Below are 26,284 nucleotides of genomic sequence, written 5' to 3'. Positions count from 1 at the left end.
TTGTCGTCTAACTCGTCGCGCAATGCGCGATCAGCCGCTCGACGAACCCCGCGCACTTCTCCAGCTCCGCCATCTCGACGAACTCGTCCGGCGTGTGCGCCTGGGCGATCGAGCCTGGGCCGACCACCACCGATGGGATGTCGGCGATGCTGACGAACAGGCTCGCCTCGGTGCCGAAGGCGACCTTGGCGTGGTCGTTGCGGCCGGCGAGCTTCTTGGCGAGCGTGACGATGGCATCGTCCGCCTGCATGTCGAGGGCGGGATAGTCGAGGATCTCCTCGAAATCGATGCCGCATTCCGGGTGGCGTTTCTTCATCGCCGGCTCGATCTCGGCCTTGGCCCAGGCGATGATCGCATCCGTCACCTCTCGTGACTCGGTGATGCCGAGCCCGCGGCATTCGAACTCGACGGTGCAGGTATCCGGCACGATGTTGAGCGCGGCACCGCCATGCACGATGCTCGTCAGCAGCGTCGCGTGCGGGACGTCGTAGAGGCTGTTCTGCTCCGCCTGTGCGGCAAGCTGAACGGCGCGGCGGCGAATCTCGGTGATCAGCTCGGCCGCATATTCGATGGCGTTGACGCCATCGGGGGCAATCGAGGAGTGGCGGGCGAGACCCTTGAAGGTCGCGCGTACGCCGTGCTTGCCCTTGTGACCGATGATGATTTTCATCTCGGTGGGCTCGCCGACGAAGCAGCCGAGTGGCCGCAGCGGTTTCTTGGCAACCTCGCGCAGCATCGGCCGCACGCCGATGCAGCCGATCTCCTCGTCATAGGAGATCGCAAGATGGATCGGCGTGGTCAGCTTCGCCTCAACCATCTCGGGCACCATGGCAAGGCACACGGCGACGAAGCCTTTCATGTCGGTGGTGCCACGTCCGTAGAGGCGGCCGTCGCGCTCGATCAGCTTGAACGGATCGTGGGTCCATGTCTGGCCTACGACGGGCACGACGTCGGTATGACCCGACAGCACGAGGCCGGCGCGGTCCTCAGGGCCAATGGTGACCCAGAGCGAGGCCTTCTGCCCGGTCACATCCACGATCCGCTGTCCGCTGACGCCGAAGGAGGCAAGATAGCTCTCGATATAGGCGATCAGAGGCAGGTTCGAGCGGTCGCTCACGGTGTCGAAGGCGACGAGGTCGGCGAGCAGTTTGCAAATACGGTCGGGTCTTTGGCCTGGCATTGTCTGGTTCTTGGGAAAAGGAGAGGTGGGCGGCTCAGCCGCGTGCACGAACCATACCAACGGCGGTGCCCGTCGGGCAAATCACCTGCCCGTAGCACACGGCGCGATCCTACTTTGCATGGGGTTGTTTTCGAGGAAAAAAGAATCGCTGGTGCCGTTGGGCAGATCAGCTTTGGGATTTTGTCCTGATGATGCTGGGAACGGTGAAGTGCCACACGTAAAGTATCGTGTCCCGGACGCGGTGCAGCGTGTAAGGCTGCGCCGCGGAGCCGGGACCTACTCCGGTCGCGTCGTCGGGAAGCATGGGCCGCGGCTCAGCAGCGCATCGCTGGCGCGCTGCGCTGCATCCGGGGCACGCGAGCGTCAAACCGGCTTGCCCGTGTACGGCATCGACGCGGTGAGGCCGCCGTCGACCGGAAAGGCCTGGCCGTTGACGTACGACGCCTCGTCGCTCGCCAGGAACAATCCCATTGCCGCGAGCTCGTGCGGCTGGCCGGGGCGCTTGAGCGGATTGAGCTGGCCGATCTTGTCGGCGGTGCCGCGCTCCTTGGCGCGATCGAAGATCGGCTTCGTCATGCCGGTTTCAATCAGCCCGGGGCACACCGCGTTGATGCGCACGCCGGTGCCGGAGAGCGAATAGGCTGTCGTCTGCACCAGGCTGATCACGCCAGCCTTGCTCGCGGCGTAGGGATGGCCGCTGGCACCAGCCTTGAGGCCCGCGACCGACGCCGTCAGCACGATCGCGCCGGATTGCTGCTGCACCATGTGCGGCATCGCGTACTTCACCGCGAGGAAGGGGCCGATCAGGTTGACGCGCAACACCTCCTGCCAATGCTCCACCGTCTGCTCGGCGAGCGGCACGAGCCCGCCGGAGACGCCGGCATTGGCCCAGATCACGTCGAGCCGGCCGTGCGTCTTCACCGCCTTGTCGATGACGGCCATGACGTCCTTCTCGGAACCCGCGTCAGCGATCATGGCCTCGGCGGTGCCGCCGGCGCGCTTGATCTCCTCGATTGTCTCCTTCACACCCTCGGTGCGATCGACCGCGATCAGTCTTGCGCCTTCTTTCGTGAACAGAAGCGATGCGGCGCGGCCGATGCCGCTGCCCGCGCCGGTGATGATGACGGATTTGCCTTGCAGGCGGCCCATGCGTTTCTCCCTGGTGGCTCTCGCGCGACGCTTGCCGCGCGACGGAATTTCAAACAGAATTTCAAACGGCAAAGTGTCTTGAGACACGTTCGCTACTCACGTACAGCGACATCAAACGGGATGGAAGGGTTTCGATGATGTCGAACCAGGACAAGCCAAAAGTCGTCACCACGCGGTGGTGGTGGGTCCGTCACGCGCCGGTGCGCAATGACGGCGGCAACATCTACGGTCAGAAGGATCTCGCCTGCGACACCAGCGACCTGGAGGTGTTCGAGGCGGTCGCAAAAATCCTGCCGCGAGATGCGGTCTGGTACTCGAGCAATCTGATGCGCACGCATCAGACGGCTGAGGCGATCTGGGCGGCCGGCTTTCCGAAGCCAGCCAGCATGACGTGGGAAGCGGATTTCGCCGAGCAGAATCTCGGCGAGTGGCAGGGCATGAATCGTGCTGCCTTCGTCGCGAGCCGCCCTGCGGGCAGTAGCTGGTTCGCCGACATCAACGAGCCCGCGCCAGGCGGCGAAAGTTTCATGGATCTTTACAACCGCACCTGCCGCACGATCGAACGGATCAATCGCGAGCAGGCGGGGCAGGACGTGATCGCGGTTACGCATGGCGGCACGATCAAGGCGGCGCTGGGGCTCGCGCTCGGCGGCGAGCCTGAGAAGGGACTCTCCTTCGACATCGATAATGTCTCGGTGACGCGGCTCGATCATTTCGCGACAGCAGAGCGCGTCGTCTGGCGCCTGCCGATGGTGAACCAGCAGCCATGGATCGCGGACGACAGGCACAACGCGATGCATCAGCCCGCAGGGCCGGAAGTCAAGAAGCTCGCGTGAGCCGTCGCCGCTGAGCGCGGCCGCGGCTCGAGCTTGCGAACAAATCAACGTCGTCAATTGTGGGAGAGAAACATGACCTTGTTCGACATGAAGGGAAAAGTCGCCGTCATCACGGGATCGACGCGTGGCATCGGGCTTGCGATCGCCGAGCGCATGGCCGAGCACGGGGCCAAGGTCGTGATCTCCTCGCGCAAGGCTGACGTCTGCGAGGAGGTGGCGAAGGGAATCAACGACAGGTTCAGCAAGGGCACCGCGGTCGCGATTGCCGCCAACATCTCCTCGAAGGAAAATCTGCAAAACCTCGTCGACGAGAGCAACCGCGCCTTCGGCAAGATCGACGTGCTGGTCTGCAACGCCGCTTCGAATCCGTATTACGGTCCGCTTGCCGGCATCTCCGATGATCAGTTCCGAAAAATCCTCGACAACAACATCGTCGCCAACAACTGGCTGATCTCGATGGTGGTACCGCAGATGATCGAGCGCAAGGACGGCTCGGTCATCATCGTCTCCTCGATCGGCGGCCTCAAAGGCTCGACCATCCTCGGCGCCTACGCGATCTCCAAGGCCGCCGACATGCAGCTCGCGCGGAACCTCGCCTGCGAATACGGCAAGCACAACATCCGCGTGAACTGCATCGCGCCAGGCCTGATCAAGACCGATTTCGCGAAGGCGCTGTGGGACAATCCGGAGAACCTGAAGGCCTCGACCTCGCGCTCGCCGCTTTTGCGCATCGGCATCCCCGACGAGATCGCAGGCGCGGCGGTGTTCCTCGGCTCCAAGGCCGGCGACTTCATGACCGGCCAGACCATGGTCATCGACGGCGGCGCGACGATCAGTTGACGCGTTCGCGCGGGAAAGGGCAAGCATACCGCCCCTACTCAGGCGTCATCGTCCGCGAAAGCGGACGATCCAGTACTCCGCGGCGGTGGTTGGGTAAACCAACTCCAGCCGCGGAGTACTGGATGCCCCCGCCTTCGCGGGGCATGACAGCGGAGCGGCCGGATACAGCTCCCGCGTCACTCCACCGCCGCGTACACGAGATTCCGCACCAGCGTCCGCGTATAGTCGCGCTGTCCCGGGCCCTGGCTCATGAACACTGCGACCAAGTCCTCCTTCGGGTCGATCCAGAAGAAGGTGCCGGCGATGCCGCTCCAGAAGAACTGGCCGACGCTGCCGGGGAAGGGCGCGATGCCGGGCTCTCTGCGGACGGCGAAGCCGAGGCCGAAGCCGTGGCCAGGCGCGAGCAGCGTGCCGTTGATCTTCACGTTCGGGCCCAGGTGATCGGAGGCCATCAGCTCCAGCGTCTTGCGGCCGATGATGCGGGCACCATCGAGCGTGCCGCCATTGCGCAGCATCAGCGCGAAGCGGGCGTAGTCCATGGTGGTGGAGACCAGACCGCCGCCGCCGGACTCCATCGCCGGAGCTTCCAGCATGTTGAAGAGGGCGATCTTGTCGCCGGTCCAGGGATCGGTGGGGAAGGGCTCGGCGAGGCGGGAGGCATTGGCCTCGCTGGTCGAGAAACCGGTCTCGGTCATCTGAAGGGGGGCGAGGACACGCTCGCTCAGGAAGGCGCCGAGTGACTTGCCGCTGACGACCTCGATGATGCGTCCAAGAAGGTCGGTCGAGCGGCTGTAATTGAATTCCGCGCCGGGCTGGCAGACCAGCGGGAAGCTCGCGACCAGGGCGGCGTGCTCGGCGTTGGTGATCTTGCGGCTGCGGACACGGGACTCCTGGTAGAGCTTGTGCACGGGGCCGTCGCCCTGGTGCTCGTAGGTGATGCCGGAGGTGTGGCGGAGCAGGTCCTGGACCGTGATCGGACGGTGGGCCGGAACCAGTTCGAGCTTGCCACCGCTGACGACGCCGACCTGTGGCTTGGCGAATTCGGGGATGTACTTGGCCATGGGATCGCTGAGCAGGACATGGCCGTCCTCGACCAGCGTCATGATGCCGACCGACACGATCGGCTTCGTCATCGAGAAGATGCGGAAGATCGAATCATGCGCCATCGGCGCCGGAGCCGCCGGGCTCTGCCGTCCGAGCGCCTCGAACCAGCCGACCTGGCCGCGGCGGGCCACCAGCACGGTCACGCCGGGAACGGTTCCCTCGTCGATTTCGCGCTTGAAGGCATCCGACATCGCCTGGAGGCGGGGGCGCGACAGGCCCAGCGTTTCGGGTCTGGCCTCGGGCAAAGGCGGGGTCGGTGCCGCGATTTTCGGCTTCGAGGCGGTTTGAGCGCTCATTGTCACTCCCGGGTTGTTGTTCTGGTTCAGGATGAACTGTGGCCCGGAAGTCGCGGTGTGAACAAGCGCCTCGCCTGCGCTTCTCCCTTGCAAACCGGCTGCCCCCTGTGCTTGAAAGCGGCCCTGACCTGCGGCGACGCGGGTCTGTAGGAGTGTAGCTCAATTGGTAGAGCACCGGTCTCCAAAACCGGGGGTCGCAGGTTCGAGCCCTGCCACTCCTGCCAGCTAAGTCTGCCAGCCAAATCCAACAGAATCAGATGTGAAGCGGGGCAAGTCCAATCATTGCAAATTGGGCTTCGTGACCGTCGGCGTGCCCGAACCGCCGCCGCTGCCAGGATTGAGGTTGCCGGTGGAATCGTCGAACTGGCCGTTCGCGCTGAAGGTGACCGAGCCCCGGGAGGGACGCGGCGCGCCATAGGCGGGCGGGGCGGCGTAGGACGACGGGTAGCCATTGTATGTGCGGCCCGGCGCCAGTGTCGTGGTGTTCACACCGGTGGTGTGGATGCTGAGATTCGGCGACAGGCCGGCGGCATGGACAGCGGGCGCGGCCAGCGCGAGAAGGGCGGTCACGGCGGTAATCGCAGCGGCAATTGTCAGCGCGGTGGTGGCAATCAGGGTCGTCAACGCGGCAATGGGCTTCAGCATGGTCGCCTCCTAAAGGGTTCATGCCCACCCCTTGGTGTCGCCCTTGCGAGGGCGGGTTCGAAGCTCCGGCGGAGCTTCATCCCGGCCCGATAAGCCCTTGATCCTGATCGGCTCTCGTACGGCTGCCCGGGAATAGGGCCTGACGGGACGGGCTGCCCGCACCTTGACCTTTGGCCCCATCCGCAGTAGATACCCGCCACCTGCAGCCGGCCCGTTAGACGCGGATTTCCGGCGCGGCCTTGAAATCCCCGAACAATCGAGCCCGGTTTCCGGCTCATCCTTCAAGCGAAGAGGGTTGGGCAGACGGCGGCTGTTCGGATCCCTTTAAATCTTTTTCTCGTCTCACGACGGACGTTGGACATCAACGATGGCAGTCAGCCCGTTCAAGTTCTTGCAGGAAGTGCGCTCGGAGACCGCGAAGGTCACCTGGCCGACCCGTCGCGAGACGACGATCACCACGATCATGGTGTTCGTCATGGTTGCCCTGGCGTCGATCTTCTTCTTCGCCGCCGACCAGATCATCCGTTACCTCGTCACCCTTCTTTTGGGCATTCACTGATGGCAACAGCCGCAGCAACTCAGTCGTCCGACAAGCGCTGGTACATCGTCCACGCGTACTCGAACTTCGAGAAGAAAGTCGCCGAATCGATCCGCGAGCAGGCCAAGCAGCGCAACCTCGAGGAACTCTTCGAGCAGGTGCTGGTGCCGACCGAGAAGGTCACTGAAGTGCGCCGCGGCCGCAAGATCGACGCCGAGCGCAAGTTCTTCCCGGGCTACGTGCTGGTGAAGATGAAGCTGACCGACGAGGCGTTTCATCTGATCAAGAACACCCCGAAGGTCACGGGCTTCCTGGGCGCGGAAAACAAGCCGATGCCGATCTCGGAAGCCGAGGCGATGCGCATCCTGCACCAGGTGCAGGAGGGCGTGGAGCGGCCGAAGGCGTCGGTGTCGTTTGAGATCGGCGAGAACGTGCGCGTGGCCGATGGCCCGTTCGCATCGTTCTCCGGTGTCGTCGAGGAAATCGACGAGGCGCGCTCGCGCGTGAAGGTCGCGGTGTCGATCTTCGGCCGCGCAACGCCGGTGGAACTGGAATTCGGTCAGGTCGAGAAGGTCTGACCGGGTACGCGTGAGGCCTTGGCCTCGCGCATTTGAGAGGCCGTGGGAGGAGAGTGGCGGTCGCCAGCCGCTAACGATCCCGACCACGAACCTGAAACCGCCAGCCTTCGGGCCGGCACAACAGGAGTGATACATGGCAAAGAAAGTGACCGGATACCTGAAGCTTCAGGTCCCGGCCGGTGCGGCGAATCCCTCGCCCCCGATCGGTCCCGCGCTTGGTCAGCGCGGTCTCAACATCATGGAGTTCTGCAAGGCGTTCAACGCCCAGACCCAGAAGGAAGAGAAGAACACCCCGATCCCGGTGATCATCACCATCTATGCGGACCGTTCCTTCACCTTCGAGATGAAGACGCCGCCGATGTCCTACTTCCTCAAGCAGGCTGCCAAGATCCAGTCCGGCTCGAAGGCGCCGGGCCGTGACAAGGCCGGCAAGGTGACCAAGGCGCAGGTGCGCGAGATCGCCGAGAAGAAGATGAAGGACCTGAATTGCGATACCATTGAATCGGCCATGAAGATGGTCGAGGGCTCCGCCCGTTCGATGGGTCTGGAAGTTGCGGGGTAACGGGCCATGGCAATCGGAAAGCGTTTGAAGAAGGCCCGCGAGGGCGTTGATCGCGAGAAGCTCTATCCGCTCGCGGACGCCATCAAGATGGTCAAGGAGCGCGCCAAGTCGAAGTTCGACGAGACGATCGAGATCGCGATCAATCTCGGCGTCGATCCCCGTCACGCCGACCAGATGGTCCGTGGCGTCGTGAACCTGCCGAACGGCACCGGCCGCACCCTGCGCGTCGGCGTGTTCGCGCGCGGCGCCAAGGCGGACGAAGCCAAGGCCGCGGGTGCCGACGTCGTCGGCGCCGAGGACCTGGTCGAGAAGGTGCAGAACGGCACCATCGACTTCGACCGTTGTATCGCGACCCCCGACATGATGCCGCTGGTCGGCCGTCTCGGTAAGGTGCTCGGCCCGCGCGGCCTGATGCCGAACCCGAAGATCGGCACCGTGACCATGGACGTCACCAGCGCCGTCAAGGGCGCCAAGGGCGGTTCGGTCGAGTTCCGCGTTGAGAAGGCCGGCATCGTGCAGGCCGGCGTCGGCAAGGCCTCGTTCTCCGAGGAGAAACTGGTCGAGAACGTCAAGGCGCTCGCGGATGCGGTCTCCAAGGCGAAGCCGGCAGGCTCCAAGGGCACCTACATCCAGCGCGTCGCGGTGTCCTCGACCATGGGCCCGGGCGTGAAGGTCGAGCCGGGCACGATCCTCGGCTAAGGCAATAGATCAACAGATGCGGACAGGGGCGGAATTGGGCAACCGATTCCGCCCCTTCCGTTTGTGAGGTCGTTCACGGGAAACAATAACAATGGCGGACAAGGTCCTGATCTACTCGCGCTTCCCGAAGACGATGATGGCGCGCTTCGCCGAGCGGTTTGAATTGCTCGACACCGCCGGCAAGCCGGCGCAGGAGGTGTTTTCAAGCGACAAGTTAGGTGACGTCCGCGCGCTGCTCACGGGCGGCGGCACACCGCTCGGCGCAGGCGCAATGGATCTCTTCCCGAAGCTCGGGGCAATCGTCTGCTACGGCACCGGCTATGACGGCGTCGACCTGAAGACTGCCGCTGCGCGCAACATCGCGGTCGGCCATAGCCCGGGAGCCAATGCGGCCTCGGTCGCCGATATCGCGATGACCTTGATGCTCGCCGCCACCCGCCGGATCCTGGTTGCGGATCAATACGTCCGCAGCGGCGATTGGGCCGCGTCAAAACCTTCGCCGATGATGCGGCCGCAGGCGGGCATGCCCGGCCGCCGCATCGGCGTCTTCGGCATGGGCGAGATCGGCCGCAAGATAGCCGCGCGCTGTGCGGCGTTCGAGAGCGAGGTCGGTTATTTCAGCCGCTCGCGCCACGACGTGCCCTATCAATATTTCCCCACGCTGGAGGCGCTCGCCGACTGGTGCAGCGTGCTCATGGTTGCGGTCCGCGCCGGCGCCGAGACCCATCACGCCGTCAACGCCGACATCCTCAAGCGGTTGGGCGAGGATGGATATGTCGTCAATATCTCGCGCGGCTCGGTGATCGACGAGAAGGCCCTCGTTGCAGCGCTGACCGACAAGCTGATCGCCGGCGCCGGCCTCGACGTCTATGCGAAGGAGCCGCACGCGCCGGGTGCGCTGACCGCGCTGCCCAACGTGGTGCTCGCCCCGCATATCGGTGGCCACACCCTGGAATCGCACGTCGCGATGCAGGACTGCGCGCTGGCGAACCTGACCGCGTTCTTTGAAGGGCGGCCGCTGCCTTACGCTGTCAAAACGGCCTGAGTCAGCCCTTTCGCCGCCGCGTCAAGGCTCCCGGGCAATCAATTGGAACTGGTGTGAATTTTGCTCTTGGCAAGGCCGTCAAGAGCGGTTAAAGAACCGCCTCCGGACGTGCTGGCCGTAGCTGGCGCGTCCGTGCACGCATTCCGAAAACCCGGCACGATAGGAGATCATTCCTTCTCAGGACGTCCGCAAGGATTTGCCCGAAAAGGAAAGAGACCTCATCACGTTGGTGGAATGCGGGCAGAGGTCAACCGGCATGCCGGCTGGCCTTGTCCTGTCCAAGACTGCAGGCGCCCGCGGGAAATCCCGATTTCCCAACGGCTTAATCGCATGGCCTGCATAGACGGGTGAAGACCGGATTTCACTTCGCAGCCACCCTCGGGCGGCTCGGAATGGGTTTGGTTCGGACCTCGACACCCCGTGGGCCTCACAAGGGTTCCGGGAGGGCAGGCTTTGAATTGTCGTCTTGCCCGGCGTGTCCGAAGGGTTTTGGCCCAGAGGTTCAGGTTTGGGTGGGACGATGGGTGCAACCCGGCGGTCCCGCCTTTCGCGCGACGACCGCCAACCGGAGAGAGCTTGCTGTGGAACGAGCGGCAAAAAAGGAAGCGGTCGAACAGCTCAATGAGGTCTTCAAGACCACGAGCGTCGCGGTCGTTGCTCAATATTCCGGCCTCACTGTCGCCCAGATGCAGAAGCTGCGCATGCAGATGAAGCAGGCTGGCGCCTCGGTGAAGGTCTCGAAGAACCGTCTCGCCAAAATTGCTCTTGAAGGCACTGACGTCGTTGCCATCGGCCCCATGCTGAAGGGGCCGACCGTGATCGCGACTTCGAACGATCCGGTAGCGGCGCCGAAGGTCGCCATCGACTTCGCCAAGGCGAACGAAAAGTTCGTCATCATCGGCGGCTCGATGGGCAAGACCGTCCTGAATGTCGACGGCGTGAAGGCACTTGCCTCGCTGCCGTCGCTTGACGAACTGCGCGGCAAGATCGTCGGCCTCATCGTGGCTCCGGCGACCAAGCTCGCCCAGCTCGCGAATGCGCCGGCGGGCAAGCTCGCACGCGTCATTCAGGCTCATGCCTCAAAGGGCGAAGCGGCCTGACGCCCTTCGCAAAACTCAAACCCGAACCAGACTTACACTTAAGGAAACAGAACAATGGCTGACTTGCAGAAGATCGTTGACGACCTCTCGAGCCTCACCGTGCTCGAAGCCGCTGAGCTCGCCAAGCTCCTCGAAGAGAAGTGGGGCGTGTCCGCCGCTGCCGCCGTCGCGGTGGCCGGCCCGGCTGCCGGTGGCGCTGCCGCCGCTCCGGCCGAAGAGAAGACCGAGTTCACGGTCGTTCTCGCTGCTTCCGGCGACAAGAAGATCGAGGTCATCAAGGAAGTCCGCGCCATCACCGGCCTGGGCCTGAAGGAGGCGAAGGACCTCGTCGAGGGCGCGCCGAAGCCGGTCAAGGAAGGCGTGAACAAGGAAGAAGCCGACAAGATCAAGGCCCAGCTCGAAAAGGCGGGCGCGAAGGTCGAGCTCAAGTAAGCGCAGCTTGCTGGAGCGGGATCCCGGGCGAGCCCGGGATCTTGGCCCGCGAGGCCGATGGCCGGTTCCGGTCACGGCAGGCGGGTCGAATGCAAAAGGCGTGCGACGGGACATCCCGACGCGGGCTGAACACGAAAAAGTGTGGGGATTTGAGGGCTTACCCCTCGAATCTCCACTATTGTCGCCCCATATCGGGTCGACAGCACGAAAGCACGGTGGGCGTGGAAGGCGGAGTTTCCCGCAAGCCGTTGGGAGAGCAGGCTATTTCGGGCTTTTGCAGTCCGTGAAGACAATCGTTGTGACGGGCGGGTGCGCCTTTGCGCCCCGCGCGTCGTTTTGCGTTTTGAAGATCTGAAGAACGGTTCAGGACTTTGACGGTCCGAGATTGGGTTTCCGATCCTCAAAACGGGTTCGAAAAATTCAACCCGGGGAGCGGTGGCAGCCGTGTCCCGGAAGGCGCGCCCAGAGCGGGCGCCGAAATGAGAGGCCACGATGGCGCAGCAGACATTCACCGGTCGCAAACGCGTTCGCAAGTTTTTCGGACACATCAAGGAAGTCGCCGAGATGCCGAACCTCATCGAGGTTCAGAAGGCGTCCTATGACCAGTTCCTGATGGTCGACGAACCCACGGGCGGGCGGCCGGATGAGGGCTTGCAGGCGGTGTTCCGCTCGGTGTTCCCGATCTCGGACTTCTCCGGCACCTCGATGCTCGAATTCGTTCGCTACGAGTTCGAGCCGCCGAAATACGACGTCGACGAGTGCCGCCAGCGCGGCATGACCTTCGCTGCGCCCCTCAAGGTGACGCTGCGACTCATCGTGTTCGATATCGACGAGGAAACCGGCGCGAAGTCGGTCAAGGACATCAAGGAGCAGGACGTCTACATGGGCGACATCCCGCTCATGACGATGAACGGCACCTTCATTGTCAACGGCACCGAGCGCGTCATCGTCTCCCAGATGCATCGTTCGCCCGGCGTGTTCTTCGATCACGACAAGGGCAAGACCCACTCCTCGGGCAAGCTGCTGTTCGCCGCCCGCGTGATCCCGTATCGCGGCTCCTGGCTCGACATCGAGTTCGACGCCAAGGACATCGTCTATGCGCGTATCGACCGTCGCCGCAAGATTCCGGTGACGTCGCTGATGTTCGCGCTCGGACTCGACGGCGAGGAGATCCTCAACACCTTCTACAAGCGCATCCTCTACAAGCGGACCAAGGAAGGCTGGCGCGTTCCGTTCGACGCCAACCGTTTCCGCGGCTATTCCACGACCTCGGACCTGATCGACGCCGACACCGGCAAGGTCGTGCTCGAGGCGGGCAAGAAGCTCACCGTGCGCGCCGCCCGCCAGCTCCAGGAGAAGGGGCTGAAGGCGCTGCGCATGGCCGATGAGGAGCTGGTCGGCAACTACGTCGCCGAGGACCTCGTCAATCCGAAGACCGGCGAGATCCATGCGGAGGCCGGTGAGGAAATCACCGACAAGCTGATGAAGGCCCTCAACGAGCACGGCTACAAGGAGCTGCCGCTGCTCGACATCGACCACGTCAATGTCGGTGCCTACATCCGCAACACGCTCTCGGCCGACAAGAACATGACGCGCGAGGACGCGCTGTTCGACATCTACCGCGTGATGCGTCCGGGCGAGCCGCCGACGCTGGAATCGGCGCAGGCCATGTTCCAGTCGCTGTTCTTCGACGCCGAGCGTTACGACCTCTCGGCGGTCGGCCGCGTCAAGATGAACATGCGCCTCGACCTCGATGCGCCCGACACCCAGCGCACGCTGCGCAAGGAAGACATCCTCTCCGTCATCAAGACGCTGGTGGACCTGCGCGACGGCAAGGGCGAGATCGACGACATCGACCACCTCGGCAACCGCCGTGTGCGCTCGGTCGGCGAGCTCATGGAGAACCAGTACCGCATCGGTCTGCTCCGCATGGAGCGCGCGATCAAGGAGCGCATGTCCTCGGTCGACATCGACACGGTCATGCCGCAGGACCTGATTAACGCCAAGCCGGCGGCCGCCGCCGTGCGCGAGTTCTTCGGCTCCTCGCAGCTCTCGCAGTTCATGGACCAGACCAACCCGCTGTCGGAGATCACCCACAAGCGCCGTCTCTCGGCGCTTGGACCGGGCGGTCTGACCCGCGAGCGCGCCGGCTTCGAGGTGCGCGACGTGCATCCGACGCATTACGGCCGCATCTGCCCGATCGAGACGCCGGAAGGTCCGAACATCGGCCTGATCAACTCGCTCGCGACCTTCGCGCGCGTGAACAAGTACGGCTTCGTCGAGACGCCTTATCGCAAGGTGAAGGACGGCCGTGTCACCGACGAGGTGGTATACCTCTCGGCGATGGAGGAGGGTCGCTACACCGTCGCGCAGGCCAACGTGCCGCTCGACGCCAAGGGCCGCTTCACCGAGGACCTCGTGGTCTGCCGTCACGCCGGCGAAGTTCTGCCGGTGACGCCGGACAAGGTCGACTACATGGACGTGTCGCCGAAGCAGCTCGTTTCGGTCGCAGCTGCCCTGATCCCGTTCCTCGAGAACGACGACGCCAACCGCGCGCTGATGGGCTCGAACATGCAGCGCCAGGCGGTGCCGCTGGTTCGTGCCGAGGCGCCGTTCGTCGGCACCGGCATGGAAGGCGTGGTTGCGCGTGACTCGGGTGCTGCGATCGCGGCGCGCCGCTCGGGCGTGATTGACCAGATCGACGCGACCCGCGTCGTCATCCGCGCGACGGAAGATCTCGATCCGACCAAGTCGGGCGTCGATATCTACCGTCTGATGAAGTACCAGCGCTCCAACCAGTCGACCTGCATCAACCAGCGTCCGCTGGTGAAGGTCGGCGACATCGTCAAGAAGGGCGACATCATCGCCGACGGTCCGTCGACCGATCTCGGCGAGCTCGCGCTGGGCCGCAACGTGCTGGTCGCGTTCATGCCGTGGAACGGCTACAACTTCGAAGACTCGATCCTGCTCTCCGAGCGGATCGTGAAGGACGACGTCTTCACCTCGATCCACATCGAGGAGTTCGAGGTGATGGCCCGCGACACCAAGCTCGGACCTGAGGAAATCACCCGCGACATTCCGAACGTCTCGGAAGAAGCGCTGAAGAACCTCGACGAAGCCGGTATCGTCTACATCGGCGCGGAAGTGCGCGCCGGCGACATCCTGGTCGGCAAGATCACTCCGAAGGGCGAGAGCCCGATGACGCCGGAGGAAAAGCTTCTGCGCGCCATCTTCGGCGAGAAGGCCTCCGACGTCCGCGATACCTCGCTCCGCGTGCCCCCGGGCGTGCAGGGCACGATCGTGGAAGTGCGCGTGTTCAACCGCCACGGCGTCGACAAGGACGAGCGTGCGCTGGCGATCGAGCGGGAAGAGATCGAGCGTCTCGCCAAGGACCGTGACGACGAGCAGGCGATCCTCGACCGCAACGTCTACAGCCGTCTCGCCGACCTTCTCGAAGGACGGCAGGGCATCGCGGGCCCCAAGGGCTTCAAGAAGGACACCAAGATCACCCGTGCGGTGCTCGAGGAGTATCCGAAGTCGCAGTGGTGGCTGTTCGCCTCGCCCAACGACAAGCTGATGGCCGAGATCGAGGCCATGCGGAAGCAGTACGACGAGTCGAAGAGGGGGCTTGAACAGCGCTTCCTCGACAAGGTCGAGAAGCTGCAGCGCGGCGACGAGCTGCCGCCCGGCGTGATGAAGATGGTCAAGGTCTTCGTCGCGGTGAAGCGCAAGATCCAGCCCGGCGACAAGATGGCCGGCCGCCACGGCAACAAGGGCGTGGTGTCGAAGATCGTGCCGATCGAGGACATGCCGTTCCTCGAGGACGGCACCCATGCCGACATCGTGCTCAATCCGCTCGGCGTGCCCTCGCGCATGAACGTCGGGCAGATCCTCGAGACGCATCTCGGCTGGGCTTGCGCCGGCCTCGGCAAGCGCATTGGCCAGACGGTCGATGCCTATCTGTCGAAGCAGGACATGAAGCCGCTGAAGGAGACGCTGAAGAAGATCTACGGCGAGGACGAGACGATCAAGACGCTCAACGACAATGAGCTGATCGAACTCGGCCGCAACCTGAGCCACGGCGTGCCGATCGCGACGCCGGTGTTCGACGGTGCCAAGGAAGCCGACATCGAGGAGATGCTGAAGCTCGCCGGTCTGGACGCTTCGGGCCAGTCGACCGTCTATGACGGCCGTACCGGCGATCCCTTCGATCGCAAGGTGACGGTGGGCTACATTTACATGCTCAAGCTGCACCACCTCGTCGACGACAAGATCCACGCGCGTTCGATCGGTCCGTACTCGCTCGTCACCCAGCAGCCGCTGGGCGGCAAGGCGCAGTTCGGCGGCCAGCGTTTCGGCGAAATGGAGGTGTGGGCGCTCGAAGCTTACGGCGCGGCCTACACGCTCCAGGAAATGCTGACCGTGAAGTCGGACGACGTCGCCGGCCGTACCAAGGTGTACGAGGCGATCGTGCGCGGCGACGACACGTTCGAGGCCGGTATTCCGGAGTCCTTCAACGTCCTGGTCAAAGAAATGCGCTCGCTCGGCCTCAACGTCGACCTGCACAATTCCAAGATGGGACCGGCGCCGACCTCCGAGGCGGCCGAGTAACGCGACTCTTCATGCCCGGCCGAAAAGGCCGGGCATCGGCGTCTTGTCCCGCGCGGTGAGGGCAGGGCGCTCCGCGAATTGAGATTTTCGAATTTGCTGCCGGCCTCGACCGGCACGCGAGGAGAAGACGATGAACCAAGAGATTATGAATCTTTTTAACCCGACGACGCCGGCTCAGGTCTTCGACCAGATCCGGATCTCGATCGCGTCTCCAGAGAAGATTCTGTCCTGGTCCTACGGCGAGATCAAGAAGCCGGAGACCATCAACTACCGGACCTTCAAGCCCGAGCGCGACGGCCTGTTCTGCGCGCGCATCTTCGGGCCGATCAAGGATTACGAGTGCTTGTGCGGCAAGTACAAGCGCATGAAGTACAAGGGCATCATCTGCGAGAAGTGCTCGGTCGAGGTCACGCTGTCGCGCGTCCGGCGCGAGCGCATGGGCCACATCGAGCTCGCCGCGCCCGTCGCCCACATCTGGTTCCTGAAGTCGCTGCCCTCGCGCATCGGCCTCCTGCTCGACATGACGCTGAAGGATCTCGAGCGGATCCTCTACTTCGAATATTACGTCGTGCTGGAACCCGGCCTCACCGCCCTGAAGGACCGTCAGCTGCTGTCGGAAGACGAGTATCTGAAGGCGCAGGACGAGTACGGCCAGGACTCCTTCACCGCCATGATCGGCGCCGAGGCGATCCGCGAGCTGCTCAAGGGGATGGAGCTCGAGAAGCTCGAGGTCAGCTTGCGTGCCGAGATGGCCGAGACCGACTCCGACATCAAGCACAAGAAGCTCGCCAAGCGCCTGAAGATCGTCGAAGCGTTCCGTCACTCCGGCAACAAGCCGGAATGGATGATCCTCACGGTCGTTCCGGTGATCCCACCGGACCTGCGCCCGCTGGTGCCGCTCGACGGCGGCCGCTTCGCGACCTCGGACCTCAACGACCTCTACCGCCGCGTCATCAACCGCAACAACCGCCTGAAGCGGCTGATGGAGCTGCGCGCGCCTGACATCATCATCCGCAACGAAAAGCGCATGCTTCAGGAGGCCGTCGACGCGCTGTTCGACAACGGCCGCCGCGGCCGCGTCATCACCGGCGCCAACAAGCGTCCGCTGAAGTCGCTCGCCGACATGCTCAAGGGCAAGCAGGGCCGCTTCCGCCAGAACCTGCTCGGCAAGCGCGTCGACTATTCGGGCCGTTCGGTGATCGTGGTCGGTCCCGAGCTGCGCCTGCATCAGTGCGGTCTGCCGAAGAAGATGGCGCTCGAGCTGTTCAAGCCGTTCATCTATTCGCGGCTTGACGCCAAGGGCCTGTCCACCACCGTCAAGCAGGCGAAGAAGCTGGTCGAGAAGGAGCGGCCCGAGGTCTGGGACATCCTGGACGAGGTGATCCGCGAGCATCCGGTGCTGCTCAACCGCGCGCCGACGCTGCACCGCCTCGGCATTCAGGCGTTCGAGCCCGTGCTGATCGAGGGTAAGGCGATCCAGCTCCACCCGCTGGTCTGCGCCGCGTTCAACGCCGACTTCGACGGCGACCAGATGGCCGTGCACGTTCCGCTGTCGCTGGAAGCGCAGCTCGAAGCGCGCGTCCTGATGATGTCGACCAACAACATCCTGCATCCGGCGAACGGCCAGCCGATCATCGTGCCGTCGCAGGATATCGTGCTCGGTCTCTATTACCTCTCGATCCTGCGCGAAGGCATGCCCGGCGAGGGCAAGGTGTTCGGCGAGATGGCCGAGCTCGAGCACGCGCTGCATTCGAAGGTCATCCACCTCCACACCAAGATCAAGTACCGGTGGGAAGGCATCGGCGAGGACGGCAAGCCGGCCCGCCGCTGGATCGAGACCACGCCCGGCCGCATCATGCTCGGCAACGTGCTGCCGAAGAGCTCGAAGATCTCGTACGACATCATCAACAAGCTGATGACCAAGCGCGAGATCTCCGGCGTCATCGACCAGGTCTATCGCCACTGCGGCCAGAAGGAGACGGTGATCTTCTGCGACCGCATCATGGCGCTCGGCTTCTACAACGCGTTCAAGGCCGGCATCTCGTTCGGCAAGGACGACATGGTCGTGCCGCACGGCAAGTGGAAGATCGTCGACACTACCCGTACGCTGGCGAAGGATTTCGAGCAGCAGTACAATGACGGTCTGATCACCCATGGCGAGAAGTACAACAAGGTCGTCGACGCCTGGTCGAAGGCGACCGAAGAAATCGCCAAGGCGATGATGAAGGAGATCTCCGCGACCAAGAAGACGGCCAGCGGAGCGGATGCTGACATCAACTCGATCTACATGATGGCCCACTCCGGTGCGCGTGGTTCGCCGGCCCAGATGCGCCAGCTCGCCGGCATGCGCGGCCTGATGGCCAAGCCGTCGGGCGAGATCATCGAGACGCCGATCATCTCGAACTTCAAGGAAGGCCTCTCGGTGCTCGAGTACTTCAACTCGACCCACGGCGCCCGCAAGGGCCTCGCGGACACCGCGTTGAAGACCGCGAACTCCGGCTACCTGACCCGCCGTCTGGTCGACGTCGCGCAGGACTGCATCATCACGCAGGACGACTGCGGCACCAAGCTCGGCATCAAGATGCGCGCCATCGTCGACGCCGGCACGGTGGTGGCTTCGCTCGGCTCGCGCATCCTGGGCCGCGTGGCCTGCGAAGACGTGCGTGACGGCTCGGGCAAGGTGATCATCAAGCGCGGTACGCTGATGGAAGAGAGCCATCTGGATGCCATCCAGCAGGGTGGTGTGCAGGAGGTGAAGATCCGCTCGGCACTGACCTGCGAACTCGTCAACGGCATCTGCGGCAAGTGCTACGGCCGCGACCTCGCCCGCGGCACGCCGGTCAACCACGGCGAAGCGGTCGGCGTCATCGCGGCGCAGTCGATCGGTGAACCGGGCACCCAGCTCACCATGCGCACCTTCCACATCGGTGGTGCGGCGCAGCTCAACGAGCAGTCGTTCGTCGAATCCAACTTCGACGGCAAGATCGTGATCAGGAACAAGGCCATCGCCCGCAACAGCGAAGGTCACCTGATCGCAATGGTCCGCAACATGGTGGTGGCGATCGTCGATGCCGACGGCACCGAGCGTGCGACGCACCGTATTCAGTACGGCTCGCGTCTGCACGTCGACGAGGGCGATAACGTCAAGCGCGGCCAGCGCATCGTCGAGTGGGATCCCTACACCCGTCCGCTCCTCACCGAGGTGGAAGGCACCATCGGTTTCGAGGATCTGGTCGAGGGTCAGTCGATCTCGGAAACGCTGGACGAGGCCACCGGTATCGCCAAGCGTGTGGTCATCGACTGGCGCTCGACGCGCGGCGGTTCGGACCTGCGTCCGGCCATCGTGATCAAGGGCAAGGACGGCAAGGTGCTCAAGCTCGCCCGTGGCGGCGATGCCCGCTACATGCTGTCGGTCGACGCCATTCTCTCGGTCGATATCGGAGCCAAGGTTGCGCCGGGCGACATCCTCGCCCGTGTCTCGACCGAAAGTGCCAAGACGCGTGACATCACCGGCGGTCTGCCGCGGGTGGCGGAACTGTTCGAGGCACGGCGTCCGAAGGATGCGGCGATCATCGCCGAAATCGCGGGCACCATTCGGTTCGGTCGCGACTACAAAAACAAGCGTCGCATCTCGATCGAGCCGATGGACAAGACCGACGAGCCGCGCGAGTACCTGATCCCGAAGGGCAAGCACATCCACCTTCAGGACGGTGACGTCGTCGAAAAGGGCGACTTCATCGTGGAAGGCAACCCGGCGCCGCACGACATCCTGGCGGTCAAGGGCATCGAGGAGCTCGCGGCCTATCTGGTCAACGAGATCCAGGAGGTCTACCGGCTCCAGGGCGTGCTCATCAACGACAAGCACATCGAGGTGATTGTCCGTCAGATGCTCCAGAAGGTGGAAGTCACCGATCAGGGCGAGACCGACATGATCTCCGGCGAGCAGGTCGACAAGATCGAGTTCGACGCGCTCAACGAGAAGGCCAAGGAAGAGGGCAAGAAGCCCGCCACGGGAACGCCGGTTCTGCTCGGCATCACCAAGGCGAGCCTCCAGACCCGCTCGTTCTTCTCGGCGGCCTCGTTCCAGGAGACCACCCGCGTCCTCACGGAGGCGGCGGTCAACGGCAAGGTCGACCCGCTCGAGGGTCTCAAGGAGAACGTCATCGTCGGCCGGCTGATCCCGGCGGGCACCGGCGCCTCCATGGCCAAGATCCGCGAAGTCGCCATGAAGCGCGACAAGCTGATCCTCGACGAGCGCGAGAAGCAGACCTCGGTCGTCTCGCCGGCGCCGGAAGCGGAGCCGGTGGCGCTGCCCCCTGCGGAATGATGGTTCATCCGTACGATTACTGGTGACAATGAAAAGGCCGGCTTTTGCCGGCCTTTTTGCTGCTTTGTTTCCTTGCTGCGGTGCAGGGACGACGTTTGTTCATCTTTCCTTCAGCCAAAAAAGCGCTTCTGTTAAGAGAGCTTAGACCGGTGGTCCCGACACGGGGGGCGGCCGGAGACCACGGAACTGACATGCTTGACCTCGCAATCGTAGGCGGCGGCCCCGGCGGGCTGATGAGCGCCTGGTATCTGAAGCGCAAACTCGGCGATCTCTGCCGCGTCACCATCTATGAGGCCTCCGATCGGCTCGGCGGCAAGATCGTCACGCGCAAATTCGATTCGGCGCCTGCGATGTACGAGGCGGGCGTTGCCGAGATCTACGATTACTCGATGACCGGCCCGGATCCATTGCGGGAACTGATCCAGCATTTCGGGCTTCAGACCATTCCGATGGACGCCGAGCAGGTCCAGTTCGGCGGCGAACTCCTGAACGACGTGACCGGCATGCGCCGCAAGTACGGCGCCAAGACCGCGGCCGCGATCGAGGCGTTCCGCGAGCGCTGCGCAGAGGCGATGTCGCCGATCGAGTATTACGAAGGCGTCGGCGCGCACGACAACGAGAACCCCTGGGCCTACAAGACCGCCGAACAGGTACTCGACGAGGAGGTCGAGGACGAAACGGCAAAACGCTTCTTCAAGGTGATGGCGCGCTCCGACATCGCGACCGAGAGCCACAACACCAACGGCCTCAACGCACTCAAGAATTACCTGATGGATATCGACGGCTATATCGGCCTCTATTCCATCCAGAACGGCAACGAGCAGCTCGTCGAGTGTCTCCAGTCGGAGGTCAACGCCGACATCCAGCTCAATCATCGCGTGCTCGCCGTCGGCAAGGCGCCGACCGGGCGCTACCAACTCAAGATGATGAACGGCAAGGGGCCGGAGACGCGCGACTTCGACCTCGTGCTGGTCTGCCTGCCGCATTCCTGGCTCGCCACGCTCGGCTGGGAAGGCGAGCAGCTCCGCAAGTCGATGGTCAAGCACGTCTCCTATTTCGACCGTCCCGCGCATTACCTGCGCGTCTCGATCCTGTTCGATACCCCGTTCTGGGGCGACAAGATCCCCGGCGCCTGGTTCATGTCCGAAGCCTTCGGCGGCTGCTGCGTCTACAATGAGGGCGCCCGCCACGACGTCGGCAAGCACGGCGTGTTGAACTGGCTCATTCCGGGCTCCGATGCGCTGGCCTTTGCCAATCTCTCCGATCAGGAGTTGATCGACGCCGCGCTGAAATCGCTGCCGGCTGCGCTCGGCGATGCGCGTGCGCATTTCATGGAGGGCAAGATCCACCGCTGGCTGTCTTCGGTGAACGCGTTGCCGGGCGGTTTGCCCGTGCGCGACGTCATGACCAATCACCGGCCGGAACCGAAGGAGCATCCCGGCATCGTCGTGGTCGGCGACTATCTGTTCGATTCGACGCTGAACGGTCTGTTCGACTCCTCGGACGCTGCGACCGACATCATCCTGACCGAGATGATGCGCCTGCGCCGCGCGCGCAGCCAGAGCGAGACACCGCTGTCCGACAAGATCGACCGCGACTATTTCGACAATTATCGCGGTCGGGGCCCCTATGGCGAAGCGTGGCGCCAGTTCACCGACCCAGACTATCTGACGAAGCTCATCGGCATCGTCTGGGGCAAGGCGAAGGGCGCCAAGCTGCTGGTGGCCGGCTCTGCCAGCGGCGAACTCGTCGGCGCGCTGCGCGAGCGCGGGATCGACGCCTTCGGCATCGAGAACAACCGCACCATCCACGCCAGGACGCCGAAGGCGCTCAAGAAGTACAACAAGCTCGGATCGATCGCGGACCTGCCGTTCAAGGACGGCGCGTTCGATTTCGTGTTCGAGACCAGCCTCTGCCACGTCTCCGAGAAGCAGGTCGTCCGCGCGATCAGGGAATTGAACCGCGTGGTCAAGACGGGCCTCGTGTTCGGCTCGATCACCTCCGACATGGCGCCTGGCCTGATCGACCGCTACGACCTCCTGCGCGGGGTCAAGAAGCTCGGTACCTGGTGGGAATGGTCGGAATTGTTCTTCGGCAACGGGTTCGACCTGTCGATGCATCGCAACGACTGCACCGATGCGCTGTGGGCGACGACGCTCGCCGCCAACAAGGGGCCGGGGCAGTGGTACGCTGACGCCGACAGCTTGCGCTATTCCTTCTTCGACAAGGTCGAGGACGACGACTAGTCTTGTTGTGTTACAGGCCCCTCATGGTGAGGAGCGCGGAACGCGCATCTCCGGACGATGCTGCGCATCGCCGGGCGAACCATGAAGGCCCGTATCTCGCCCGTAACCATCCTTCGAGACGCCCGCTGCGCGGGCTCCTCCGGATGAGGGAGGGAGTGCTTGTGACGCGGAAGAACCAGGACAGACGAATTTGCCAATTGTTTTGCCGAATTCATTCTGATCGCATAGAATCGACGGCATAGCGGGTCCCCGCTATTCCCCTCGATTTTTCTGCGGTCATGCCGGCCGTCAGCATCGGTTGGTTTCATGGCGCAAAGGCCTCTCTCGTCGGACAAACCCAAGCTCGCGACCGCCGGTGACGTGGGTGAGCTGAAGGACAAGCTCGCGCCTGCCGGCAAGTCGGACGCGGCTGTCGATGAAGACGACGAGGAGGGCGAGGACGAACTGCTCGACCTCGACGATGACGATGAGGACGAGGATCTCGTTGTCTTTACCGCGCGCGAAGCCGCCGGCGCGCTCGCGACCATCTTGGGCTTCGTCAAGCCCTACCTCTCCAACTACAAGCGGATCCTGGCCTTCGTGTCGTTCGGCGTCCTGATCGAGACGCTGTTCAACGTCATCATGCCGCTCAGCCTGAAATTCCTGATCGACGATGCGCTCGGCGAGGAGGATTTTCAGGCGCTCTACAAAATCCTCGGCGTGCTCGCGGTCGCCGGCATCTTCACCTCGATCGTCGCGGTCTGGTACGAGCGCTGGGACGCGCGGCTCGCGGCCTGCATCATCTCCGACGTGCGCAAGCGGCTGTTCGAGCATGTGCAGGACCTGCCGGCCGCCTATTTCGGCCGCACCAAGCGCGGCGAGATCCTGTCGCGCTTCTCCGTCGACCTCTCTGCCTTCGAAGGCTCGGTCAAGACATTCGTCAACAGCGCCGCACTGCCGTTCATGGAGCTGATCGCCGGCATCATCCTGTTGCTGTTCCTGAACTGGCAGCTCGCCGTGGTTGCGCTCCTGGTGTTTCCGATCACGCTGATCGGGCCGCGCATCCTCACCCCGAAGGCGGTGCAGGCGAATTACGAGCAGAAGCTCAACGAAAGCGGGCTGCTCGGCATGGTGCAGGAGAACGTGGCGGCGCAGGCCGTGATCAAGGCGTTCAGCCTCCAGCGCAAGATGTTCGGCTTCTTCGCCTTCCGCAACGACGAGACCCGCAACCGGATCGCCTCGGCCGCATTCCTCTCGACTATGGTGGAACGAACGGTCACGATCTCGGTCCTGCTGCTGCACCTCGTGGTGCTCGCAATCGGCGCCTATCTTGCGACCAAGGGGCAGATCACCATCGGCACCTTCGTCACCTTCGAGAGCGCGTTCTGGGAGGTCTCCTACAACATCGCCCATGTGATGCACTTCATTCCGGTGTCGATCTCCTCGGCCGCCGCCGTGCGCCATATCCAGGAACTGCTGGATGAGCCGACGCGGGGCGCCGATCGTCCCGGCGCGCCGGATCTGCCGCGCATCACCAACGACATCACCTTCGATCATGTCACCTTCCAGTACGAAGGCAGCCAGACGCCGGTGCTGGACAATCTCAGCCTCAAGCTCAAGGTCGGCAAGAGCATCGCGATCGTCGGGCCCAGCGGCTCGGGCAAGAGCACGCTGCTCAATCTGATCCTGCGCCTCTACGTGCCCGACGAAGGCCGCGTCACCATCGACGGCGTCGATGTGCGGAAAGTGACGCTGGATTCGCTGCGCCGGAGCATGGCGGTGGTGTTCCAGGAGAACATGCTGTTCAACATGTCGATCCGCGAGAACATCCGGCTCGGCAAGGAGGGCGCGACCGACGAGGAGGTGGCCGAGGCTGCGAAGAAGGCCGAGATCCACCGCTACATCATGAGCCTGCCGCAGAAATACGACACGCCGGTCGGCGAGCGCGGCGATACGCTGTCGGGCGGCCAGCGCCAGCGCCTCGCGATCGCGCGCGCGATCATCCGCAATCCATCCGTGCTGCTCTTGGACGAAGCGACCTCGGCGCTCGACCAGACGACCGAGGCTGCGATCAACCGCACGCTGCTGAAGGTCGCCAAGGGCCGCACCATGATCTGGTCGACTCACCGTCTGACCTCGGTCGTCGAGATGGACGAGATCATCGTGATTTCTGGCGGCCGCGCCATCGAGCGCGGCTCGCACGCCGAGTTGCTCGCCAGGAACGGCACCTATCGCAAGCTGTGGGACGACCAGATCCACCAGCCGCATGGCGGCGCGGCTCAGGTCGATGACGACGACAGCGACGACGATGATGATGACGAGGACGACGAGGAGGATGGCGACGAGGAGTGACCGAGGAAGTTCGGCTCGAGGTCAATCAGTCGCGTTGCCCGCCGGACCGCACCTTGGGCAAACCAGGCCACGAAGCGCGCCCAGCGCTGCGCCGTCCAGTAGGGGCTCGTTGCGAGCGACACTTCACGGAAGTCGAATGCCTTGGCCGCCGACCAGGCATCGCAGGCCCGCTTGATCGGGTCGTCGTAGAAGGCGGCTATCTTGTCCTCATCCATGCCCTCGGTCGCAAGCCAGGCCGGGATGTGCACCCCGCAGAGCCGTTCGACGTCGGTGAACACCTTGTCGGCGCCGGTGCCAGCGACGGGGCAGGAGGTCGCGAAGGCATCGCCAACCAGCACGATGCCGGCCTGGCGGCAGGCCCGGTGCACATAAAGATCAACCGGACGAATCCTGATCTCGCTTGCGATGTCGAAAGCGCCGGTGATGCGCGACAGGCGCGGCAGGGCGGCGTTCAGGGTGGCGATCGGTGCCTGCCGCAGATCGCGCAGCCAGGGATCGTCGAAGGCGCGGTACACGAACAGGTTTGCCCGCATCCGCGTGCCGATCGGAAACAGTGAGACGTAGGGGATGCGGTCGCTCGGCCGCTCGGAGAAATACGTCATTGCCGGAAAATCGAACGAGGTGCGCCCGACCGGCACGATGTCGAATCCGACCGAGATCGAATGGCAGGCGCTGACGATCTCGCGTTCGATGCCGAGCTGGTGGCGCAGGCCGACGTTCAAGCCATTGGCGAGGACGACGAGGCGGGCGGAGACGACCTCGTCATTGGAGAGCGTGATCCTCTGCCGGTCGGGGCTCGTCGCGATCGACAGCGCCTTGGCGCAGACCTGCTCGATCGTTTCGGGGATTTCCGCGCGGATCGCGTTGACGAAGGACTCGTAGCGGAAGCCGAACTGCCGGCTCGGCGCCTTGTCGAGCAGGTGGCCGAATCGCGCGATCCAGTTCTCACCGCAAAACGTGGCACGGCGCAGCACTGATTCTGCGATTCCGGTCCGCCAGAATCGCTCGAGCTGGGCGTCACCGCTGATTTTCTCGACCCGGAAGTCGGGCGGATACTCGGTGTGGGGGTCGATGAGGACGGCCTGGACGCCGGCGCGACCCAGCATTGCGGCGGCGGCGGAGCCGGCCATCCCCCCGCCGATGATCGCAATATCGATATACCGCATCGGTATTTCTCCGCTCCGGCGCGGCACTCTGCCGCACGAACAGGAAAGAAAACCTTAGCGGGCGCCATAAAAGTATATTTTGCCCGGGTATAAATTAGCTTTGGGGCTGGCGGAACGAGGTGCGGGAACCTAAACCAGCGAAGCGGCGAGGGCGCCGAACGAGCTAATTCTTTAAGCGCGAGAAGCCCTTCGCTTGCTGTGGTTTCGCCTTGACTCAGGTGATTCCCACTTATAGAAAGCGCGTCACTTAACGACAGGCGGTGAGCATCGCCAACGTCGGAACGGGCCACCCGCCTGATCCTTTTGGGATCATAAAGCGGGCACCAACCTCGACGAATGCCGCTCAAACGCTGTCGATCATAGCTAGGCAATGCCAGTGCGATTTTAGTTCTCTAGAGCTCGTTCTCTTGAGATCAAACTCGGATGCATGACCTCGGTACACGGCCTTCGGCTCAACGCTGATCGGTCCTAAGACTGCGGTCCTCTGTGGCGTCGAAGCGCTTTCCGCTCGGTAATGGAGCGGTTGGCGCAATTTCGCTTTGCGCGGGTTCTTCCGCGCCAGGCGGCCCCATCGGGCGGGTAGTCCGGAAGAAGAATTT

General features: G+C 63.7%; 18 protein-coding genes and 1 tRNA gene. 14 read left to right on the top strand and 5 right to left on the bottom strand.

Annotation, left to right across the window (positions count from 1 at the left end):
- Nucleotides 1-7: 7 nt before the first annotated feature.
- Together argE and NLN62_RS46270 are read right to left on the bottom strand one after the other, a co-directional pair.
- Nucleotides 8-1,180: an acetylornithine deacetylase gene (argE, locus tag NLN62_RS46275; protein WP_254113129.1), complete on the bottom strand. Its 1,173-nt coding sequence runs from the start codon at nt 1,178-1,180 to the stop codon at nt 8-10.
- Nucleotides 1,181-1,543: 363 nt separating this feature from the next.
- Nucleotides 1,544-2,329, bottom strand: coding sequence for an SDR family NAD(P)-dependent oxidoreductase (locus NLN62_RS46270; RefSeq protein ID WP_027520983.1), 786 nt, complete (start codon nt 2,327-2,329; stop codon nt 1,544-1,546).
- A gap of 137 nt (nt 2,330-2,466) precedes the next feature.
- Between NLN62_RS46270 and NLN62_RS46265 the strand changes: the two genes are divergently transcribed.
- Together NLN62_RS46265 and NLN62_RS46260 are read left to right on the top strand one after the other, a co-directional pair.
- On the top strand, nt 2,467-3,165 hold the full coding sequence (locus NLN62_RS46265; protein ID WP_027520982.1) for a histidine phosphatase family protein: 699 nt from the start codon (nt 2,467-2,469) through the stop codon (nt 3,163-3,165).
- Between the two features lie 72 nt (nt 3,166-3,237).
- Nucleotides 3,238-4,005: an SDR family NAD(P)-dependent oxidoreductase gene (locus tag NLN62_RS46260; protein WP_027520981.1), complete on the top strand. Its 768-nt coding sequence runs from the start codon at nt 3,238-3,240 to the stop codon at nt 4,003-4,005.
- A gap of 176 nt (nt 4,006-4,181) precedes the next feature.
- On the opposite strand, the gene NLN62_RS46255 is transcribed toward NLN62_RS46260, so the two are convergent.
- Nucleotides 4,182-5,405, bottom strand: a complete 1,224-nt coding sequence (locus tag NLN62_RS46255) for a serine hydrolase (RefSeq protein WP_254113128.1) — start codon at nt 5,403-5,405, stop codon at nt 4,182-4,184.
- A gap of 148 nt (nt 5,406-5,553) precedes the next feature.
- Here NLN62_RS46255 and NLN62_RS46250 point away from each other — a divergent pair.
- Nucleotides 5,554-5,629 (top strand) — tRNA-Trp (locus tag NLN62_RS46250).
- A gap of 55 nt (nt 5,630-5,684) precedes the next feature.
- Here the strand turns inward: NLN62_RS46250 and NLN62_RS46245 are convergent.
- Nucleotides 5,685-6,050, bottom strand: a complete 366-nt coding sequence (locus tag NLN62_RS46245; protein WP_254113127.1) for a hypothetical protein — start codon at nt 6,048-6,050, stop codon at nt 5,685-5,687.
- Between the two features lie 367 nt (nt 6,051-6,417).
- On the opposite strand from NLN62_RS46245, the gene secE reads away from it, so the two are divergent.
- From secE to NLN62_RS46190, 11 genes are all read left to right on the top strand, one after another.
- Entirely contained in the window at nt 6,418-6,609 is a 192-nt protein-coding gene (gene secE, locus NLN62_RS46240; RefSeq protein ID WP_027520978.1) for a preprotein translocase subunit SecE, read from the top strand.
- Nucleotides 6,609-7,166 (top strand): transcription termination/antitermination protein NusG, encoded by a 558-nt coding sequence (gene nusG, locus NLN62_RS46235; RefSeq protein WP_027520977.1) that lies wholly within the window; start codon nt 6,609-6,611, stop codon nt 7,164-7,166. The genes secE and nusG overlap by 1 nt, the downstream gene beginning before the upstream one ends.
- Before the next feature lie 133 nt (nt 7,167-7,299).
- A complete protein-coding gene (rplK, locus tag NLN62_RS46230; RefSeq protein WP_011088164.1) occupies nt 7,300-7,728 on the top strand; it encodes a 50S ribosomal protein L11 in 429 nt (142 codons plus the stop codon).
- 6 nt (nt 7,729-7,734) lie between these two features.
- On the top strand, nt 7,735-8,427 hold the full coding sequence (rplA, locus tag NLN62_RS46225; protein ID WP_254113126.1) for a 50S ribosomal protein L1: 693 nt from the start codon (nt 7,735-7,737) through the stop codon (nt 8,425-8,427).
- 91 nt (nt 8,428-8,518) lie between these two features.
- Nucleotides 8,519-9,472: a 2-hydroxyacid dehydrogenase gene (locus tag NLN62_RS46220; protein WP_254113125.1), complete on the top strand. Its 954-nt coding sequence runs from the start codon at nt 8,519-8,521 to the stop codon at nt 9,470-9,472.
- A gap of 581 nt (nt 9,473-10,053) precedes the next feature.
- Nucleotides 10,054-10,572: a 50S ribosomal protein L10 gene (rplJ, locus tag NLN62_RS46215; RefSeq protein WP_027520974.1), complete on the top strand. Its 519-nt coding sequence runs from the start codon at nt 10,054-10,056 to the stop codon at nt 10,570-10,572.
- Between the two features lie 54 nt (nt 10,573-10,626).
- The gene (gene rplL, locus NLN62_RS46210) at nt 10,627-11,004 is read left to right on the top strand and encodes a 50S ribosomal protein L7/L12 (protein ID WP_027520973.1); all 378 of its coding nucleotides are present in this window, start codon (nt 10,627-10,629) and stop codon (nt 11,002-11,004) included.
- Between the two features lie 492 nt (nt 11,005-11,496).
- On the top strand, nt 11,497-15,615 hold the full coding sequence (rpoB, locus tag NLN62_RS46205; protein WP_254113124.1) for a DNA-directed RNA polymerase subunit beta: 4,119 nt from the start codon (nt 11,497-11,499) through the stop codon (nt 15,613-15,615).
- A gap of 130 nt (nt 15,616-15,745) precedes the next feature.
- Nucleotides 15,746-19,942, top strand: coding sequence for a DNA-directed RNA polymerase subunit beta' (gene rpoC / locus NLN62_RS46200; RefSeq protein ID WP_027520971.1), 4,197 nt, complete (start codon nt 15,746-15,748; stop codon nt 19,940-19,942).
- Nucleotides 19,943-20,133: 191 nt separating this feature from the next.
- On the top strand, nt 20,134-22,188 hold the full coding sequence (locus tag NLN62_RS46195) for an FAD-dependent oxidoreductase (protein WP_254113123.1): 2,055 nt from the start codon (nt 20,134-20,136) through the stop codon (nt 22,186-22,188).
- Nucleotides 22,189-22,494: 306 nt separating this feature from the next.
- On the top strand, nt 22,495-24,519 hold the full coding sequence (locus NLN62_RS46190; RefSeq protein ID WP_254113122.1) for an ABC transporter ATP-binding protein: 2,025 nt from the start codon (nt 22,495-22,497) through the stop codon (nt 24,517-24,519).
- On the opposite strand, the gene NLN62_RS46185 is transcribed toward NLN62_RS46190, so the two are convergent.
- Complete coding sequence (locus NLN62_RS46185) at nt 24,447-25,685, bottom strand: FAD-dependent monooxygenase (RefSeq protein ID WP_254113121.1); 1,239 nt, start codon at nt 25,683-25,685, stop codon at nt 24,447-24,449. The genes NLN62_RS46190 and NLN62_RS46185 overlap by 73 nt on opposite strands.
- Nucleotides 25,686-26,284 lie beyond the last annotated feature (599 nt).

The sequence above is a fragment of the Bradyrhizobium sp. CCGUVB23 genome, from assembly GCF_024199885.1.
In the GTDB taxonomy this organism is placed as follows: Bacteria; Pseudomonadota; Alphaproteobacteria; order Rhizobiales; family Xanthobacteraceae; genus Bradyrhizobium.
Note: the sequence above shows the minus strand (reverse complement) of the source record. Positions and strands in the feature narration are given on the sequence as shown.